This is a genomic window from Acidobacteriota bacterium, from assembly GCA_038040445.1.
In the GTDB taxonomy this organism is placed as follows: Bacteria; Acidobacteriota; Blastocatellia; order UBA7656; family UBA7656; genus Onstottus_A; species Onstottus_A frigus.
Genome location: JBBPIG010000002.1, coordinates 195,694 through 214,729, shown reverse-complemented (window position 1 = coordinate 214,729; position 19,036 = coordinate 195,694). Strand labels below are relative to the sequence as shown.

The following is a 19,036-nucleotide window of genomic DNA, read 5'->3' as shown; positions in this document are numbered from 1 at the left end:
GTGCGTTGGGATAATTATAAGCGACTGGCGCCAGATGTTGTAACGCTATTCGGCCGGACCACAACTTATGGTAAACTGCGCGATCAGAAAAACCCGCACTCGCGCGCAGGAGTTTGTCCGAATGGTGGAAGACAGGATCATTTCCGCAGGCGCTGATGGCGACGAGGAGAAACAGTTTGAGTTGAGCCTGCGACCCAAATGGCTGCGCGAGTACATCGGGCAACACAAGGCCAAAGAGAATCTATCGATCTTCATTCAAGCGGCTCGCAAACGCGGACAAGCTCTTGATCACGTTCTGCTCTACGGTCCGCCGGGATTGGGGAAAACAACGCTCGCGCACATCATCGCCAACGAGATGGGCAGCGACATTAAATCCACCGCCGGGCCGGTGATCGAGAGGGCCGGTGACCTTGCGGCGCTGTTGACGAATCTCGGCGAGGGCGACGTGTTGTTCATAGACGAGATTCACCGGCTCAACCCGACCATCGAAGAAGTGTTGTACCCGGCGATGGAAGATTATCAGTTGGACATTATTATCGGGCAGGGACCTTCGGCTCGATCCATAAAGTTGGAACTGCCGAAGTTCACGCTGGTAGGGGCAACCACCCGCGCCGGGCTCATCAGCGCGCCGCTGCGTGGGCGATTCGGCATTCCGCTCCATCTGGATTTCTATCCCGTCGCTGATTTGGAAGTGATAGTGAACCGCTCAGCCGACATCCTCGGTGTAAAGGTCGACGCCACAGGTGCGCTCGAGATAGCCAGGCGGTCGCGCGGCACTCCGCGAATTGCAAATCGCTTGCTGCGCCGCGTCCGTGACATTGCCGAGGTGCTTCACGACGGAGACGTAACCGGCGATGTGGCTGCCAGGGCGCTTGATCGCATGGAGGTGGACACGTTCGGGCTCGATGAAGTTGATCGCAAACTTCTGCTAACGATCATAGAGAAGTTTGACGGCGGGCCGGTGGGACTGGGAACGCTTTCGGCCGCCATCAGCGAAGAAAAAGATGCGATCGAGGAGATCTACGAACCTTACCTTTTACAGATCGGGTTTCTGAATCGCACGCCGCGCGGGCGCACGGCTACCCGCCTCGCCTACGAACACCTCGGGCTGGATTTCAGGAAGACCGGCGGCCACGCCGACCAGGCGACGCTGTTCTAGCGTCGGTCTCCGACGGCGATCAAGTCAGAGAATTGCGAACAGTAGGAACGAAAGCCTCCACACCCGGGGGTTCGTCAGTCAGTTAGACCAGAGCGGCCGAGACGGCCGCGCTCCCCGGGGCAGCCGAGACGGAACGATCCCGTGGCTCATTTTCCCTGCAACCTTTTCGATTCACCTGCCACCTACGAGTGAACTAAGCAAGCACCAAGACGGAGAAAAAGTTGAACTTTCAATCTACCAGGCCGTTTTGGAACGCAAGCACCGAGGCGGGCAGTGATCAGGCGGTTCGGAGATAGTGATGCAAAGACTCAACAGATCAGGACACGCACCAAAAGGCCCGGCGTTCTTTTTGTTCTTAGGCCTTGCCATCGTGCCGCTCTCGCTAAGGGCCGCAGGGTTTCAAGTCAGTTTCAATCCAAGTCTCTCCGCAGCATCGGATGCCTGGCAGCAGATAGCCGATGTGTTTGGCGCGGGGTATCAACCGGCCCGCACGTCCGATTTGGCTATGCCAAGTGACTCAGGCCGAGAACCGTTGAAAGCCGACGACGATTCCGCTTGCCCGCCTAACGAACTTGCGTGTGCGCGTGAGAATGTGGAGTCATCGGGGAGCGTGCAGGATGTCCCCCCCGTGCTGGTCGTGAAGGCGAGTTCCGAGCGGGGCAAGTGTCCCGCCGCCGCGTCGCGCTCATCTGCAAGCGCGAGTCGAGTCGAGCTCGGCTTCGCTGCGGCGGCAATTGTCCAGCGTGGCATCGAGTCCGCAGCGATTCAGATCAGGCTCCAAAAGCATGCGCGAGCGTTTGAAGCGCTGAGTGCCATCAAGCTAGAGACGGTGACGCGAGAGGAACTCCTGAAGAATATTGAGAAGCGCATGGTCGAGCGGAGCTTTGAAACCGTCAAGACCCTGCCGATACGGCAGGGCTTCAGGATGTTTGTTCGAGTGAAGCCTCCGGTTACTCCTTCTGCAACCAAATCGGCCGAGACCAGAGTGCGCGCTGCGCTGGCGTCTGCACGAGGGCTCGAGCTCGAGCGAGCATGTCTGACCAGCGCGCCACCAGCAGCCAGCCCGGACAACGGCGAGTTGTAAGAGACCTCAGCAAGGAATGGCATATGCCGCGTCAGTGATCGCTAGTGCGATCACTGACGCAGAGCCGTGCCGGTCCAGACAGTTCACGTCAACTCAACGCGCGAAGCTAACAGGGTCTTTCAGTCCATCACGAGTTTTAACCAATATCGGAATCTGTGAACGCGTGCGCGACAAAAATTGACGCCGGACACCTGCGGCTTTAGAATACAAAACGAACCCCAAAAGCCGCCCCTGGGAGGAGATGGATGTCCGATAAGCGGAAGATGAGAAAAAAGATGCGGGAGCTGTTGCTCTTCATTCCAAACCTGATGGGATTGTTGATCGGCTTGTTACGAGATGAGCGCGTTTCTCAAGCCGACAAAGCAATCCTTGCGGGCATAGTCATGTACGTAATCGTCCCGATTGACATTATTCCCGACTTCATTCCCTTCATCGGCCAGGTGGACGATTCTTACCTTCTTGCGATTTCAATATTGAGGCTCTTGAACCGCGCCGACCGCAGAGTTGTTATGGATCACTGGAAGGGTCAGGGCAACATAAAGGAACTGGTCGATAGCATCGCGCGGATCGCCGAGTTCTTCCTGCCGAAGCCGGTCAAGAATGTCTTACGAGGGCGCATAGAGCCAAAAAGCCCGCTGACTGTCGTCGCCGATGCGCCGGCCGGGGGCCCTAGCTAAAGGGCGAGCTTACAAGTTAGCCTTCCACTTGCGCGCTTGCCTGAGTCTCACGAAGCGCGTTGAGCATCTTGTCGTGGATCCCGCCAAACGAGCCGTTCGACATTATCACCACAACCTCGTCGCCTCTCAGGCGTGGCGCGAGATCGAGGACGATCTCATCAGGCGAAGCAATGTAGTGAGCTTCACGACCGCGGATGCGGAGATGCTCTAACATCTCGGCGGGCGAGATCGCGGTTTCCGCCGTGTAACGCTCGGGGTGAAACAGGCGGGCGATAATTATTTCGTCAGCTTCAGCAAGCGCGATTTCGAACTGCTGCTGAAAAAGCCTTATCTGCGCCGTGTAAGAGCGAGGCTCGAAAATCGCGACGATGCGGCGGCCAGGATATTTTGCGCGGGCGGCTAGTAGAGTCTCGCGCACCGCGGTTGGGTGATGCGCGAAGTCATCGATCACTGTGATTCCGCGAACGTGTCCTCGGACTTCCAGGCGGCGCTTGACGCTTTTGAATTCCGCGATTGCCTCGGTGACTGCGTTTCGATCGAGGCCAAGCACCTCGCAGGCTGCTATGACGCCCAGGCAGTTGCGCACGTTGAACAGACCGGCGAGGGGGCATGTGTAGCGGCCGAACTCGCGTCCTTCGACTCGCACCGTGAATTCCGTCATCTCGGTTGAAAAACTAACATCGTCCGCGCGCCACCTTGCGTCACCATCGATACCAAAGCTCTCTACGCGGCAGAATGCGCGCGGCGCAAGCTCTCTCACCAGATCAGAGTCCCATCCCGCTATCAATTGCCCACGCCCGGGAATCAGATTGACCAGGCGGCTAAATGCGAATTTTACTGCATCGATATCGCGGTAGATATCCGCGTGATCGAACTCGACGTTGTTCAGGATTACGGTGTCAGGCAGATAGTGCATGAACTTCGGCCCTTTGTCGAAGTACGCGGTGTCGTACTCATCGCCTTCGATTATGAAGTAAGGGCCGTCTGCAACGCGGAACGAGGAGTTGAAGTTCTCCGCTACACCACCGATCAGAAACGACGGCCGTGCACCGGCGCGTTCCATGGCCCATGCCATCAATGAAGTCGTCGTAGTCTTGCCATGCGTCCCGGCAACAACGATTGAGTGGCGGCCTCGAATAAAGTTGTCCTTAACGACTGCGGCCATCGAGGTGTAGAACATCCTCTCGTTGAGCGCGAACTCGAGTTCAGGATTGCCCCGCGTGATTGCGTTGCCTACGACGACGACATCGGGCCGCTCGGAAAGGTTCTCCGGGTTGTAGCCCTCGCGCACTGGAATCCCGAGGCGTTGCAACTCGAGCGACATCGGTGGGTAAACGTTCTCATCTGAACCGGTGACTTTGTGTCCTTGTTCGACGAGCACCCCAGCGAGCGAGGCCATGGCCGTGCCGCATATCCCAATCAAGTGGTAGTGCTTCTTTTCCAGATACTCTCCTCCCGATCAAATCGAGTCAGAGTATAGCGGTGCGGACTCTTCTTGAAAAGTTTTACGGGCCAATCACTTGCACCGCGTCTGTGTGTATGGAAGAATTTCGGCGCAACCTTTGTGCGTCCGAACCGTGAACTCTTTCATGTCAAACCTTGCACGCATACTCTCGATTGGCGGCGCGCTCGTTGCTCTCGCGGGATACGGTCTGAATTCTCCAAGGGCGGAGGGACCATCGCACTTCGAGGTAACCGTCAGCCCGGCCGCCGATCTTGATCCTCGCGATGAAGACCGCAATAGCCGTAGTCGCGAAGAACGACCATGTGATAGTCGGCGCGTCAAAAGTGATTTCAGGCGGTGGAACTGCAGGACGAGCCGACAACCTGGTGGCGAACTATTTTTCGTCAGATGAAGGCCGGTCGTGGTGGAGCGGCCTGATAAGCTTGTTCGCGTCGAAAGCCCTGCTGGACGCGAAAATGTGTCGAATTCGTTCTTTTTTACTCGGTGATGGAAATCGGGTGTGAAAGCTCTAAGGTTCGATGAAAGTCTCAAGCTTGTACGCGACGCGCCGGTCCCACGGCGCGAGGGAGAAGCGCTGGTCCAAGTGATCTGCGCCGGCATTTGCAATACCGACCTTGAAATCGCGAAAGGCTACGCCGCGTTCAGGGGAACGTTGGGGCACGAGTTCGTAGGCCGCGTGGTTGACTCGCCCGATCCCTCGCTTAATGAGCGGAGAGTTGTAGGAGAGATCAACGCCGGGTGCGGCCAGTGTGCGTTGTGTCTGGAAGGCGACCCCAGACACTGCGCGGCCCGGACGGTGCTTGGAATCAAGGGGCGCGATGGGGCCTTCGCTGAGTTCTTGTCGCTTCCGGTTTGCAATCTGGTTGAGCTACCAGAATCGGTGAGCGATGAAGCAGCCGTGTTCGTTGAGCCGCTTGCAGCCGCATTCAGCATTCTCGACCGAGTTAACATCAACAGTTCCCACGAAGTTGCGGTGGTAGGAGACGGCAAGCTCGCGCAGCTCGTCGTATTGGTGATGGCTCAGACGGGGTGCTCGCTGACCGTCGTCGGAAAGCACAAAAACAAGTTGGACCTTGCGCGAAGCTTTTACGCTCATTGCTCCACGATGGACGCCCGCGCACTCAATCAGGAATGCAAAGCGCGGTTCGACGTTGCAATAGATGTAAGCGGATCGCCGTCAGGACTTGCGACTGCGTTGGAGATTGTTAAGCCAATAGGAACAGTTGTCCTGAAGTCCACACATCATGGAGCTACATCGCTGGACACGTCTAAAATCGTCGTTAACGAAGTGACCATAGTCGGCTCGCGTTGCGGGCGCTTCCAACCGGCGATAGAACTCATTGCCAGCGGCCGCGTAGATTTGAGCCCGTTGATATCGCGGCGACTGCCGCTTGAAGACGGCTTGCTTGCATTCGAAGAGGCGGCAGCCAAGGAGAACATGAAGGTCATCTTACAAATTGCTTGAGTATCAACGACAGCGCCGCTAAAGACCCGCCTGCCTTGAATCCGGCTACCAGAACCCATTCCAGGGAACATCGAGCGAAGAAACTTATTGACAGCGCGAAGGCCCAATGTTATAAACCCGGCGAAACGTCTACCATATCTTGGGCTAGGCGGCTAAAGGACCTACGATATTTAGGAGGCACGATGAACCAGGGCGATTTGATCGAGAAGGTGGCAAAGCGGGCCTCGATCAGCAAGGCGGAGGCCGAAAGAGCGATCAATGCGGTGAAGGAGGCAATCGCTGATAGTCTGCGAAAAAACGACAAGGTAACTCTGGTCGGCTTTGGCACATTCGCTGTATCACATCGCAGAGCGCGCCGGGGACATAACCCGTACACGGCGGAGCGAATAAGAATACCGGCTACCAAGGCGGTCAGATTCAGCGCGGGGAAGCAGCTCAAAGAAGCCGTCAACAAGCGGAAGAAATAGTTGGAACACAACCGCGGAGCAGTCCAGGTATCCAGTTTCATAAGCCAGGCATAGCCGTCTCGTCGATAAACCATCAGCAACCTGCCAGCAACGCGACCGCCGCCCCCAGCATCCAGCTAATGCACTAAAAGGTGCGCGATTGAACTGAAAGGTTGAAGCCCAATAGGCGACATTTCGCGAGTTCAACGTAAGCCCTGTTATTTTCCAAGTTGACTAAGCGGCAAAAGTGGAATAGATGTTGCGGGACTAGAGGTCGAAGCAAGTAGGTTCCAGCGCGGCCAGCGTAAGAGTTTTCATCGCGCCCAGCATAGAAAGGTGTTTTGCACGAGCACTGATGGTGCTATTCTAGACGGACTAAGGTTGTATGAAGAAAGTTTTCCTCATAATCACGCTCTCGCTATTCGGTGCGACCGCAATGGTCGGGGCTCCAGGGAGCGGTTCTACCGTCTTTGCACAGAAGAAGGACAAGGACGAGAAGAAGAAAGACCCTCCGGGACCGCCCGTCATAAGGGACAAGGGAAAGCAAGACAGGCCGAAGGAACCGCCTCCCAGGAAAGACAAAAAGCCCTCATAAGGTCAGGCCTTTGTGTCCTTAAAGCTCGCCAGCGCTTCGCTCTCGTCAGAGAAGATTTCGAACACACCATCAAGCCTCGAAATAGCCAGAATGTTTCTCACCGACTGCGAAGGAGAAAGCAACTTCAGATGGCCTTTCTGTTTTAGCACCGAACGGTAGGACTTGATCAGACTACCGACCCCGGTGCTGCTGATGTAAGTCACGCTCCGCAGATCAAGCAAGAAACTGATCTCGTCTTCCTCCAAAAAGCCTTGTACCATTTCGAAGAGCTGATCGGGTCCTTCGCCGGGGTCAAGGCGCCCGGTTATCTTGATGATGCGGACTGAGTCCGCTTTTCTGCTAATTGCTTTAGTAGGGCGTCTCATCATAACCAATAACTCTTTCCTGAAATCCTACGCAGGCGGGCCAGAAAACAGTGGGCGCTACTGGACTCGAACCAGTGACCCCTGCGGTGTGAACACAGTGCTCTACCAACTGAGCTAAGCGCCCTTTAAGGGGGAAAAGGTTAGCAGATGCCATCACGGATTTCCACCGGAGACGAGCTATTCCTACTACCCTCTAGGCGGTATGTGCATCTGCGAGGCACGGTATGGCTTTCGCCCTTCGCAAGAACTAGAACACGAAAGGCGCGGATCTACTTTCACTGGTAAGAACAACGACGACGTTTGTTCCTTCCGGCCCAAGATTGAGTTTTCCTTTAGCCAGAAACTGTCCGAGGGATCCGTCTTGCTCGAAAATTACAGGCTCGAAGATCAGACCGTTGATTAGGATAAGAGAGTTTGCCCGGAAGTTCTCGCCGAAGACCCACAGCTTCTTTACTCCCTTTACTTTCACGCGGGTGATCGCCGGGACCGACGGCAAGCCTGCCCCTTCACTCGCACGGATGTTTATCGAGAACCACTTCCCATCCACGCGTAGTGGGCTGCCGGAGTCGAACACTTGAACCGCGAAAGAGTACGAACTAGCAAGCGAAGGAACACCGTCAATAGTGCCGTTTGTCGCAAGATTCAGTCCGGGCGGTAACGCGCCTCCAACAAGACTCCAGCGATACGGCGGCGTTCCCCCGGCTGCGGTCAGCGTTGTGTTATAGAGCCGGCCGACGACACCCTCGTTCACGCCAACGGTCGTGATGCTTACCGGCGTGCCTCCGGGAGCGGGCCCGCTTCCGCTTGATGCTGGATAGATCGCCGCCGCACCTGCCTTGTCGTCCGTACCCAGCGTAGCATCGCGTCCGCGCCCACGCGACGAAGCCCACATGATTGCCGATGGATCGGCTGAATGGTCGAGCCCTATCGAATGTCCTAGTTCGTGGCACGCAACCTCGGCTAGATTCGCCGAGTTTGCGAGGAAACAATCCATACCTCGGTTGAATATTATGTCCGCTTCGAGGAGTCTGTTGAACGTCGTTCCGGCAATGACCTTCGACTCGCGGGTCCAACTGATCGCGGTCAATGCCACGATACCGGAGCAGCCGACCGCCCGATCCAACTGATTCAAACAATCCCCGAACGAGACGGTGTTGGTGCCGTCAATTGAAATCCCGCAACTGCCTGACTGACCGGCAGTCTGAAGCCGGATCGCCGCGCCGCTCTGGTTAGGCCAGGCGTCCATCGCTCGCGCAATCTCAGCGGCGCCTCCTCCTGCAACCGGTGACCCGCTCGGATTGACACGGTAAGGTATCGCCTGACCCGCGTCGGCTTCCATCCACCGTACGCCGCCGCTAAAAAACGCAAACTCAGGCGTGAAGCCGGGCGATTGCTTTTTCTTGCGCACGTACTCGGGAGGGATTTCAAGCAAAGGTTGCGTGCGCTGCTCGGATTCCACTTCAGCTATGCGAGTCGCCTCTCGCCGGAGCGTTTGCTTGATCTTCCGGATGTAGACATCCAAGGGAGCCAGATTTGTGATGTCGCCAGTGCTGTGACTGGCGAGAAACTCGATCTCATTCGCCCGGATGGCGCGCTCGACAAATTCTTTCCCGGTTGTGTCTTCTATGACCGAGAACTTGCCGATGGAGGCGTGAGCGGCATGGAGGCTGCCATCGGCTCCCGTATTCAGGAACAAAAGCACGCGCCCACCCACTCGAAATTCGGGTTGTCCAAAGACGCGGATGCCTGATTCGCCGACCGCCCCTCCGAGCTGCTTCAGCACAATCGTCCTTTCGGTTATCTCTCCCTTCAGCACCCGGTCTGTGAGCACTTCAACATAGGTCCACACAATCGCGCCTGGGTCGTCCCAAGCGCTAGTCACCGAGACGACTCTGCCGCTGACAATCAACCGCGAGTTCACGATCAATTCGGTGTCAGTGAGCATCACCGCCGTTGTCGCTTTGACGGGCAGGGTGAAAAGACAGAGGAGGATTGGGTACAGAACAACCTTGGGCAGTTTTACGTCAAACTGCTTCATAAACATTCACAACCTTTCATCTCAATAAGAACAGTCCCACCCGGAAACGGGTCGGTTATTTAACTCGTGTGCGCAGCGAACTTTCGTCGCAGACAGTCCGAAAACACCCTCTAATGAAGACCAATATCTGCTGTATCAAAAGAGGCATCAGCTTGTTGATCGATTTCTTGTCGTCAGGCGCGCATTGAAACATAGCAAGCTTCGAGTGTCAAGGAACCCAGCTTGGAGATGGTTCAAAGCGAGCTTCGCATTGTCCCTGAGCTTAGACGAACAAAAGTCGAGAACAGTTTGCCTGCCCCACTGCGGCCGGTGTTCGATTGTACTGGCTGTCATTGCGAGCCACTGACAACTCTACTATCAGGAGGTTGGCGGAACCAAATTCGGATGCGGGGAGAAGGGGCCTGAACCAAGCTTATGCTTATACCGACGTGCGGGATTCTTCTCTGCGCTCCGGCTCGTCGCGATGCTTGCGGTCGTCGTCGCCATACTTGCGATCGTCGATCTCGTTAGGAACTTCGCGTATTCCCGTCTTGAAGTGACGGATGCCTTCACCAAGACCTTTAGCGAGCTCCGGTATTCGACGCGCGCCGAACAGGATTATGATTATCAGCAGGATGATCAGTATCTCGGGCATTCCAGGCATGTTGTGCTCCTTAACAAGAATATCTGATGAAGCGATTCTAGACCTCGCCTCAAGGCGTGTCAAACATAAACCCTTGAGCCGTCTATTCTCTCGAGCCGTTTCTTGCTTTTGATATTGTGAGCCGCTATCATAATCCGCGCATCAGGCCAAGTCCTCGTGACCGGCGCGGCGCTTTAGACAGACGGCCAGGAAACGCTTCAAAGAAACCAGGGATTCTAACTAGTCTCGCTTTGCTCGCGAGGACCTGGAATACGTTCATATGCCTCTTGAATGCCCTAAGTGTAACTCTCCCGTTGCTCGCGAAGGGCAGCGCTTTTGCTATCGGTGCGGGCAGGAGCTGAACGCCTATTACGATTCGCTGAAATTGAAGATCAATCCTTCGGAGCCGGTCCCTGTACTGAGCGACCCCGGCTCAAGTGCAAACGTGCAATCCGAGGCTCTCGCAGGCAAGAAGCCGTTGCCCGCAAGCACTGTGGTCCTGGATGCGAATGCATTCGGCAGCGCGGACCCGGCTGCACCGGCCACCCCGCCGAAGGCGAGCCTGAAGATTCTCCTTCCGACGGGCGATGTGTTTGATCGAGAACTCAAGAACGAGGAAACTCAAATCGGCAAGGGGCCGCGCAACGACATAGTGATCGCCGATCCGGCAGTGTCCAGCGCTCATGCGATGGTTCGCCTCGAGGGCAGTGGATACACGATCAATGACATCGGGAGCCGCAACGGCACCGTCGTCAACGGCGAGCGAGTCACCGCGCCGCGACAACTCAATCACGGCGACGTGATCGGAATGGGGCTCTCGAAGCTGACCTTCCGGATTACTGACTACAGCGAGACCGGCGCGTTTGAGATTGAGCAGGCTGCGGCCGCAGGCAAACCCGCAGCGCCCCCACCGTTGACCGGGGAATCGCTCGCCCTCGCTGTGGTGGCTGCTGGACTTGCCTCAAAAGCCGATGTTGATCGCGTTCGCAGCGGTAAGAGCGGCCGGACGCTCTACCTCGCGTTGATCGAAGAGCGGCTGACAGATGAAGAAAGCTTGCGCGATCTGATGAGCCGCACGTTTCAGATTCCGGTAGTCGATTTGAACAAGACGCAGATTGACGAAGCCGTCGTTGCGGAGTTTCCTCCCAGGCTCGCGCGCGAGCACCAGTTGTTCCCTTTCGCGAAAGAAGCGGATACGACTCTCCTTGCAGTGGCCGACCCTACCGACACCGGCGCTGTCGAAAAAGTACGGCGTGAGGTTCGTTCGCAGATAAGCATTCGCCTCGCTACCGCAACGCAGATACGAGAAAAAGCAGATCATTACTATGGGCCGAGGCTGATCGGTGTGCTGCCGTCTGGAGAAAAGCTCGAGTACCTAATCGACAAACACGAAGTCGGAATAGGGAAGGCCGCGCACAACCATATCGCGCTGTCTGATCCGACCGTGAGCAACACTCACGCGATCGTGATAGCCCGAGACGCTGGCTACACCATTGTCGACCTGGGCAGCCGCAACGGTACTTTCATCAACGGCGAGCGGCTCGGTTCGCAAGCGCACACGCTCAGACACGGCGACAAAATTCAACTGGGGCAGACGGTGTTCACCTTCAGAAATCCGGGCGAGACTTCTGCTAACGTTACCGCGGTATTGTCCGGCGAAGCGTTGGAAGAAGTGAGAAGACTCGCTGGAATAGCGGCTGCGAAAGGCGAGAAAGGCGATACCGGAGAAAGGGAAAAGCTCGCGAAGGCTGCTGACGAATCCAAGCCGGAGGCTTCGGCTCCGGCCGAGAATGCTCTTGGAGCATTGGCGGCCTCGCCTGATGGCGCGCCTCCCGCGCAAGGGAAGTCGGACGCGGTCGTCGCAGGTGACGGCACTACCGAGGCCGAGAAGGCTGAAAAGAAGAAAAAGAAAAAGAAGAAAAAAGGTGGCGACGAGCGGATGAAGGCCGCCTACATCGGCGCCACGAGTCGAATAGTTGCTCAGGTGATGAGCGTTGTGTTGGCTGTGTTGCTGGCGGTGTTGTTGCCAATTTGGATGCGATCGGGACCTGAGAAGCCGGTCATCGAAACCGGCACGAAGGGCAAAGCTAAAATGAAGCTTCAGGGCGCAGGCATCCCGTTTCAAGGCGGGCGCTTTGAAGCCTCAGGCGCCGTGCACGTTCCGGGAAGCAACGGCGTTCTCATTGTTGACGACGGCAGGCCGGGCGAAGTTCTATGGATGCAAGTCGACGAATCGGGGCAGCAGGTTGGCCAGATCAAGCCGATTCCGCTTGGAGCGGTGGTTGAAAATCCTGAAGGCATTACATCGGACGGAAACTTCTTCTACATCGTGGGCTCCCAATCTCAGCCAAACGCCGGAGAGCGCAATGCGCTGGTGAGATTCGCCTTTGATGCGGCGAGTCAGAGTGTACCGAAGGCAGAAACAATGACGAACCTCCGCGACTTTTTGATTGCCAACGTCCCAGAGTTGAAAGATGCAGATAAGAAAGGCAGCGCAGGCGGTCTAAACATTGAAGGAATCGCCTGGGACTTCAAACGCGGGCGCTGGCTGCTTGGCCTGCGCGGGCCCCTCGGAAAAGATGGAAGCGCGTTCATCGTGGCCATCAAGCTGCGTAACCCAGCCGGCTCATTCTCAGTGGATAATCTTCAGCTTGCCGAACCGAGTGCCATCCCGTTGAAGCTTGGGGGGCTTGGCGTCCGCGACATCCAGTACGACCCGGAGTCCAACTCATTCCTGATCATTTCCGGGGCGCCCGAAAATGTCGACAAGAGCGAGTTCACTCTGTGGGAATGGACGGGCGACCAAGGCGGATCCGAGGCTGCGCTTCGCAGGGAGCAGGATCTCGACCCGAAGATGAAGCCCGAGGGAATAACTCACGTCGAGATCGGCGGACGGAAATTCATATTCGTTGTCTGCGACGACAGTGTTTACTTCAAGCTCGACTATGCCGAATCGCAATAGCTCGTCAGTTCTCCAATTTCGGCGAGAAAAGTGTTGCACGTAACCCTTCATTGTACTAAGATCGTGCCGTTCCCCGGACTTTAGACCCAGCCTGCATCAAGGGCTGTGCCCCTACTTTACTCACAATCTCAGGTCAAAACCGATGACTGGACTGATCGGCGCGCCGCTGAGCCTCACTCAGAATCGGCCCGCCAAAGTACTCATTATCGACGATGAGCCGAATGTTCTTTCAGTGCTCAACTCCTTGCTGGGCGCCACGCATCATTGCAAGACCGCCACCAGCGCGGTCGAGGCGATGGAATACCTGAAGGAAACGACGTATGACCTTGTCCTATCAGACATAGTGATGCCAGGTATGAGCGGGCTCGAGCTCCTGGCGGAAATCACCAGACACTCGCGCGACACTGTAGTCATACTGATTTCAGGCAACCTGAACATCCAGAGCGCAATTGAAGCCATGCGGCGCGGCGCGTTCGACTATGTGACCAAACCGTTCGATCTGTCTGACGTCGAGTCCGCCGTTGCTCGCGCGCTTCGCCACCGCTCGCTGCTAAGAGCTAATCATCAGTACGAGCAGCACCTCGAGCATCTCGTTAGTCTGCGCACTAGCGAGCTGACCGTCGCAAACACGAATCTAAACTCGACGCTGGAGAAACTGTATCTGAACTATCGCGCAACGCTCCGCGCGCTCGCGGCCGCCCTCGAAGCCAGAGACGTGGAGACCAAGGGCCACTCTGATCGAGTGGTGTCGTACTGCCTCCGCCTCGGCAAACAAATCGGACTGAATGACCGTGAGTTGATCACTCTGGAAAACGGCGCGCTGCTTCACGACATCGGCAAAATAGGCGTCCCCGACGGAATACTGCTCAAACGTGACGCACTTACGGAAGACGAGTGGAGGTATATGCGTCGCCACGTAGAGTTCGGCGCGCAGATCCTGCGAGGGATCGATTTCCTCGAAGGCGCGACTGATATCGTAGCGCAGCATCACGAGCGCTGCGACGGGAGCGGATATCCCAGCCGAATCGAGGGCGATCAGATATGCCTGGGCGCTCGCATATTCGCAGTTGCCGATGCGGTCGATGCCATGACTTCCGATAGACCTTACCGAGCCGCGCGTTCTTTCGACGACGCTGCGGAGGAGTTGACGCGGTGCTCGGGCGCGCACTTCGACCCGGTTATCGTGCAAGCGTTCACCGAGGTGCCGCTCGACGGCTGGCGAGAGATTCGGCATCTCTCAACGGAGCCGGGGCTGACGATGAAGGACGCCAGAACCGGCGTCGATATTCGCTACTCTGTTCTAACCATGTCGGGAGAACAGGTCGCGAGCGGATGGGCCAGATGAAACAAAACAAAAGGGTGAACCTGCAAAGCTTTTTTCCGGGATCGCTCTCCTCGCGTCGCACGAGCGTTTTTCGACTGACGGGCGCCCCGAGGGACACGTTACACGTCCCCAACTTTTTACTTTTGCTTTCGCTATGAGACTCTCTTTCAAGAACCGATTTTTCTCGCGCCGCGAAGATCAGGCGCGCGGATGCGCGCTTATCGACAAGATAGTTGCGCTTGCTCAGTCATCATCCGACTTAAGCACCGCGCTGCGCAGCGCTGCCGACGAGATCGGCGGCACACTAAGGCTTGAGCGCGTAGCCATCCTCATTCGAGATGAAAGCGGAATGAGGCGAACGGGGGACTACTGCGCGAGCGGCATCGGCCCCGTCGAAAGGGAGAAGCTTCGACAGCTTGACATCGAGATTGCGCGGGACGTCGGCTCGCACGCTTCAGTGCTGGAAATATCGGATGCGACATTAGACCCACGGGTGAGCCGGTGGCTCGCGCGCGGAGCCAATAGAGGGGAAGAGTCGGCCATCAAGTCGATCCTGTTAGTTCCGCTTGTGATCGATTCAGAAACCGCCGGCGCGGTCCTTCTCTATCAGGGCAGCAAGCGGCGCTGGTCCGCTCAAGACAAGCACCTCGCGCAAGCCGCGGCGTCTACGCTGAGCCTCACCATACACCACTTTCAGTCACAGGAGCGGGCAACAAGCGCCGCCGGCCGCGAAGCACTCATAAACCGGTTGTTGACCGCCATCAGGAGCGCGGCCCGCGTTGATGAAATATTGAAGCTCGCCGTCGACGGCATCGGGACGACGCTAAAAATGACCCGAGTCGTGATCTATAAGCACCGCGCCGGCGACTCGAGCGGAGACTCCCGCTTTCTTGCTCGAGCCGAGTACCGATCAAGCGTGCTGGTGCCGACCCTGAAAGACAGCGAGCTCGACCTTGAAGGGAGCCCGCTGCTGGCCCAGTTGCTTTCGGGCCAGATCATAGACGTACCCGACACCAACGAGAGCGATCCCATAATGCGCGCGGTCTGCGTACGGCTCGGCGTGCGCGCAATAGCGCTGGCTCCGATCAGCTACGACGGACACACCGTAGGCACAATTGCGCTCGAGCAGTTCGACAACCCGCGGGTGTTCTCGAAAGATGAGATGAAGCTCCTCGAGTTGGTGACCGAACAGACTGCGGTGGCTCTCTATCAGGCTGAGCTTTATCGCGAAGCGCAAGAGGCAGCGCGACGCGATGCGCTCATCAGCAAGATCGGTTCAGCCATTCACAGCTCGCTCAATTCGGATGCGGTGTTGCAAGCGATCGTCAACGAGCTGGGCGTCGCGCTTTCCGTTTGCCGCTGCCGCCTGGCGCTGCTTCCTAGCCCCTTGCCCGAGATGGTTCCCGTCACCCACGTGTACGTGGCCGAGTGCTGCTCTGCCCGCCCACCAGTGTTGAACGAGATTCAAACGGTGAACAATCCGTTTTTGCAGTCGGTACTCTCGTCGGATAGACCAGTGGCGGTAAGCGATCCTTCGAACGACCCGACCCTTGCTCCGCTGCGAATCCGAATCGCGGCCGGCAGCGTGAAGGCGATTCTCACGACGGCAATTCGTGTCCATGGCAAGCCGATCGGAATACTGAGCCTTCATCACTGCGACCAACCCCACACGTGGACGCCATGGGAAGTCGATCTTGTAAAATCGGTTGCTGATCAAGCGGCCGTGGCCATACGCCAGGCTGAGCTGTATCGCGAGGTTCGCGAATCGGCCCAGCGCGCCTCTCTGGTCAATCAAATCGTCGCTTCCATTCGACGCTCGCTGGACCTGCAAGAGACCCTACGGGTGGCGGTGCAAGAAGTCGGCCGCGCGCTGGGAGCGAACCGAACCTACTTCCGCAAGTTGATCCGAAATGAGAGCGTCATCGTCGCCGAGCATTTGAGCGACCCGGCTCTGTCATTAAGTCACGTTTGGACATCAGCCAACGACTATATTGGCAATTACGTGCTTGAGGCCCGGCGGACGCTGATCATAGACGACGTGCGCGCTTTCGCGGCGGCATACCCCGATCTGGCATCGACGGTTAGAACGTGGCAGACCGAGCCACTCACCCTTTCGCAGATCGTGTGTCCGATATTTGTCAATGGATCATGTTGGGGCGGTCTCTCGATCAATCAGACCGACCGCGTTCGCAAGTGGACCGCAAGCGATATTGCGCTAATAGAAACGGTCGTTGCGCAGGTCGAGGTCGCAGTCAGCCACAGCAATCTGTTTCAGGAGACGAAGCAGTCGGCCGAACGCGCGGCGCTTATCAGTCACATCATTCACGGCATCAACCAGTCAAACCGGCTGGATGAAATATTCCCGGTTGTAGCGCGCGAGCTCGGGGAGCATCTTGCGGCGGACAGAATTCTCGTAACGCGGTTCAATGAGCTGAGCAGGGAATGGAAAGCCGAATGCGAATACAGCGACGGGAAGGTTTGTAGGCCTGATACGGCATACCGCAGTGAAGACTTGATGACGTTCGCCGACCTCGTGGGAAACGACGTGATCCTGTGCTGCAACTCCGAAGAGGACGAGCGCCTGGATAGGCGCGCTCAGGAATCGCTTCGCGCGGCCGGCGCCCACTCGTTCATGTCGGCGCGGCTCTCCTACGAAGGCGCGCCGCGCCTGGTGATCACGGCTATCATGAAGTCGGGGCCGCGCAACTGGACCGACGACGAAGCGGAAGTGGTGCGCGCCGCCGCCGCCCAGGTCGTCATCGCGCTGCAGCGCGCGGAGCTGTTCGAGCTGGTTTCGCACGGCAAGGTACAGTGGGAAGCCACCTTCGATGCGCTTAGCGATGGAATCTTCATCTTCGATCAAAACGGGGTGCTGCGGCGCATCAATGCGGCGGCTGCGGCATTTGAAGGCGCTGACGTGCGCGAGTTGATCGGCCGGAGGTGTTGCACCCTCCTGCAAGGTGTTGAGGGCGAAACGTGCCGCGTCGCGCAGGTGATGAAGACAGGAAGACCCGCCACCTTTGAGCTTGTGCCAGAGCGGTTGTCGCGGCCCGTCCTGGTTACCATCTCTCCAGTCACAAATGGCTCCAGAAACCATTTTGGCCTCGGCGATAGCTTGCGCGATAACGGCGATCATGCCGGTCCGCGCGGCGCGGTCTGCATAGTAAGAGATCTGTCAGAGCTGCGAGCCGCGGAGGCGGTCGCCCGCGAGCAGCGCAGCTTCCTCGTCAAGCTGATCGAGCACGCCAATGACGCGATACTTGCGTTCTCGCCTGAAGGCCGCCTGATCTGGTTTAACGAACAGTTGATCAAGCAATCCGGATACTCGCGGCAGGAACTTGAATCGGGTGACTATCGGCTGTTTGTTTTCGGCGATCAGAAGAAGGTCGCGATCGAGCGATTCACGCGCGCGCTCGAAGGCGAAGCTCAGACGTTCGAAATGAACGTCGCTAGGAAGAGCGGCGAGAACCGGCTGCTCCTGCTCACCCACACGCCGATCTACGACGAAGGGCGAGTTACCAGCATCCTTTCGATTGCTCGCGACATCACCGAGGACCGCGTGGCGAGCGAGCGCGCGGCCCAGGCTGATAAGCTGCGCGCGCTGGGTCAACTGGCGTCCGGGGTAGCGCACAACTTCAATAACATACTTGCCGCGATACTGGGACACGCTCAACTGATAAAGCGCGATTGTCCGGATGAAGGGCTGGCCCAGCGCATCGATATCATCGAGCAGGCCGCGCTAGACGGCGCCCAAACGGTGAAGCGCATTCAGGCGTTTGGAGTTCAGCAAAACGAAGGGTTGAACGAGGCGATTGATGTCAATCAACTGATTCAAGATTCGACCACGCTCACCAAGGCTCGATGGTGCGACGAAGCGCAAGCGCGCGGCCTGCAGTACGACGTCGACCTGGACCTTCACACAATTCCCGGCGTGAGAGGGTCGGGGTCGGAGTTGCGCGAGGTGTTCGTAAACATCATCCTCAACGCGCTGGACGCGATGCCGCAAGGAGGCCGCCTGCGAATCGCCACTGACCTAAAAGACGGCTTCATCCACGCGAGCTTGACCGACAGCGGAATTGGAATGACCAGCGACGTTTGTGAGCACGTATTCGAGCCGTTCTTCACGACCAAGGGCACGAGCGGCATAGGACTGGGGATGGCGGTAAGCTACAGCATCATCGAACGCCACAACGGCCGCATCGAAGCGCGCAGCAGCCCGGGCCGCGGCACTACGTTCACCATAAGTCTGCCGGTAGCCGACAGCGTTCAGAAGCAAGTTGTGCGCGATCGCAGGGCTCGCCCGCGATCGGCAAATGTGCTGGTGGTGGACGACGATCAGCGGGTTCGCGACGCGCTGGTAGGCATGCTGAACTCGGCCGGTCATCGCACCGATCATGCGGGAAGCGGGCACGAGGCTCTTGCCAAGCTCGAGCATGCTCAATTCGATCTCGTGTTCACCGATCTATCGATGCCCGAGATGGATGGCTGGGCGGTGGCAAGCGAAGTGCGCCGCCGCTGGCCGGGAGTAAAGGTGGTATTGATAACCGGGCATGCCGTTTCGGCTGAGACCGTTGACGACAATCGCGACCTTGTGAGCGAGGTGATCTTCAAGCCAATCCTCTTTGACGATCTCAGCTCGACGCTGAGCCAGGTGCTCTCCTGATCTGAACGCTTCGCGGTTCAGAGTTCCGGGTTCAGGGTTCCGCGTTGAGCTCCGGGTGCACAGATCCGCAAGGAGCCACGGCGAGCAGAGTAAAGCCCGCAACCTGATCAACTCCGCCTTACCGCATTGTAAGACTTGCCGTATACTCAACCGCGTCCAGAGTAACGATAT

14 protein-coding genes and 1 tRNA gene are annotated in these 19,036 nt (G+C 57.4%); 10 read left to right on the top strand and 5 right to left on the bottom strand.

The annotated features are described in order from the left end of the window. Nucleotides 1–121: 121 nt before the first annotated feature. The 3 genes from ruvB (at nt 122) to AABO57_03035 (ending at nt 2,920) form a co-directional block, all read left to right on the top strand. Nucleotides 122–1,159, top strand: coding sequence for a Holliday junction branch migration DNA helicase RuvB (gene ruvB, locus AABO57_03045; GenBank protein ID MEK6284696.1), 1,038 nt, complete (start codon nt 122–124; stop codon nt 1,157–1,159). A 298-nt stretch (nt 1,160–1,457) separates the two neighbouring features. Then, nucleotides 1,458–2,243, top strand: coding sequence for a hypothetical protein (locus AABO57_03040; GenBank protein MEK6284695.1), 786 nt, complete (start codon nt 1,458–1,460; stop codon nt 2,241–2,243). Between the two features lie 245 nt (nt 2,244–2,488). Further along, complete coding sequence (locus AABO57_03035; protein MEK6284694.1) at nt 2,489–2,920, top strand: DUF1232 domain-containing protein; 432 nt, start codon at nt 2,489–2,491, stop codon at nt 2,918–2,920. A 16-nt stretch (nt 2,921–2,936) separates the two neighbouring features. On the opposite strand, the gene mpl is transcribed toward AABO57_03035, so the two are convergent. Then, nucleotides 2,937–4,343 carry a UDP-N-acetylmuramate:L-alanyl-gamma-D-glutamyl-meso-diaminopimelate ligase gene (mpl, locus tag AABO57_03030; GenBank protein MEK6284693.1) on the bottom strand — a complete coding sequence of 469 codons (1,407 nt, stop codon included), beginning with the start codon at nt 4,341–4,343 and terminating at the stop codon, nt 2,937–2,939. Nucleotides 4,344–4,648: 305 nt separating this feature from the next. Between mpl and AABO57_03025 the strand changes: the two genes are divergently transcribed. The 4 genes from AABO57_03025 (at nt 4,649) to AABO57_03010 (ending at nt 6,891) form a co-directional block, all read left to right on the top strand. After that, complete coding sequence (locus AABO57_03025; protein ID MEK6284692.1) at nt 4,649–4,888, top strand: hypothetical protein; 240 nt, start codon at nt 4,649–4,651, stop codon at nt 4,886–4,888. Beyond that, a complete protein-coding gene (locus AABO57_03020) occupies nt 4,885–5,850 on the top strand; it encodes an alcohol dehydrogenase catalytic domain-containing protein (GenBank protein ID MEK6284691.1) in 966 nt (321 codons plus the stop codon). The genes AABO57_03025 and AABO57_03020 overlap by 4 nt, the downstream gene beginning before the upstream one ends. A gap of 182 nt (nt 5,851–6,032) precedes the next feature. Beyond that, nucleotides 6,033–6,317: an HU family DNA-binding protein gene (locus AABO57_03015; protein MEK6284690.1), complete on the top strand. Its 285-nt coding sequence runs from the start codon at nt 6,033–6,035 to the stop codon at nt 6,315–6,317. Between the two features lie 364 nt (nt 6,318–6,681). Continuing rightward, the gene (locus AABO57_03010) at nt 6,682–6,891 is read left to right on the top strand and encodes a hypothetical protein (GenBank protein MEK6284689.1); all 210 of its coding nucleotides are present in this window, start codon (nt 6,682–6,684) and stop codon (nt 6,889–6,891) included. A gap of 2 nt (nt 6,892–6,893) precedes the next feature. Here the strand turns inward: AABO57_03010 and AABO57_03005 are convergent, their stop codons facing one another. The 4 genes from AABO57_03005 to tatA all read right to left on the bottom strand — a co-directional run bounded on the left by AABO57_03005 (nt 6,894) and on the right by tatA (nt 9,937). Next, nucleotides 6,894–7,259, bottom strand: a complete 366-nt coding sequence (locus AABO57_03005; GenBank protein ID MEK6284688.1) for an STAS domain-containing protein — start codon at nt 7,257–7,259, stop codon at nt 6,894–6,896. Nucleotides 7,260–7,307: 48 nt separating this feature from the next. After that, nucleotides 7,308–7,380: transfer RNA gene (locus AABO57_03000), tRNA-Val, on the bottom strand. Between the two features lie 123 nt (nt 7,381–7,503). Beyond that, a complete protein-coding gene (locus AABO57_02995; protein ID MEK6284687.1) occupies nt 7,504–9,300 on the bottom strand; it encodes a matrixin family metalloprotease in 1,797 nt (598 codons plus the stop codon). A gap of 412 nt (nt 9,301–9,712) precedes the next feature. Continuing rightward, nucleotides 9,713–9,937, bottom strand: coding sequence for a twin-arginine translocase TatA/TatE family subunit (tatA, locus tag AABO57_02990; protein MEK6284686.1), 225 nt, complete (start codon nt 9,935–9,937; stop codon nt 9,713–9,715). A 259-nt stretch (nt 9,938–10,196) separates the two neighbouring features. Between tatA and AABO57_02985 the strand changes: the two genes are divergently transcribed. The 3 genes from AABO57_02985 (at nt 10,197) to AABO57_02975 (ending at nt 18,865) form a co-directional block, all read left to right on the top strand. Next, nucleotides 10,197–12,878: a DUF3616 domain-containing protein gene (locus AABO57_02985; protein MEK6284685.1), complete on the top strand. Its 2,682-nt coding sequence runs from the start codon at nt 10,197–10,199 to the stop codon at nt 12,876–12,878. 142 nt (nt 12,879–13,020) lie between these two features. After that, entirely contained in the window at nt 13,021–14,223 is a 1,203-nt protein-coding gene (locus AABO57_02980; GenBank protein ID MEK6284684.1) for an HD domain-containing phosphohydrolase, read from the top strand. Nucleotides 14,224–14,356: 133 nt separating this feature from the next. Beyond that, complete coding sequence (locus AABO57_02975) at nt 14,357–18,865, top strand: GAF domain-containing protein (GenBank protein MEK6284683.1); 4,509 nt, start codon at nt 14,357–14,359, stop codon at nt 18,863–18,865. Nucleotides 18,866–19,036: the final 171 nt, after the last annotated feature.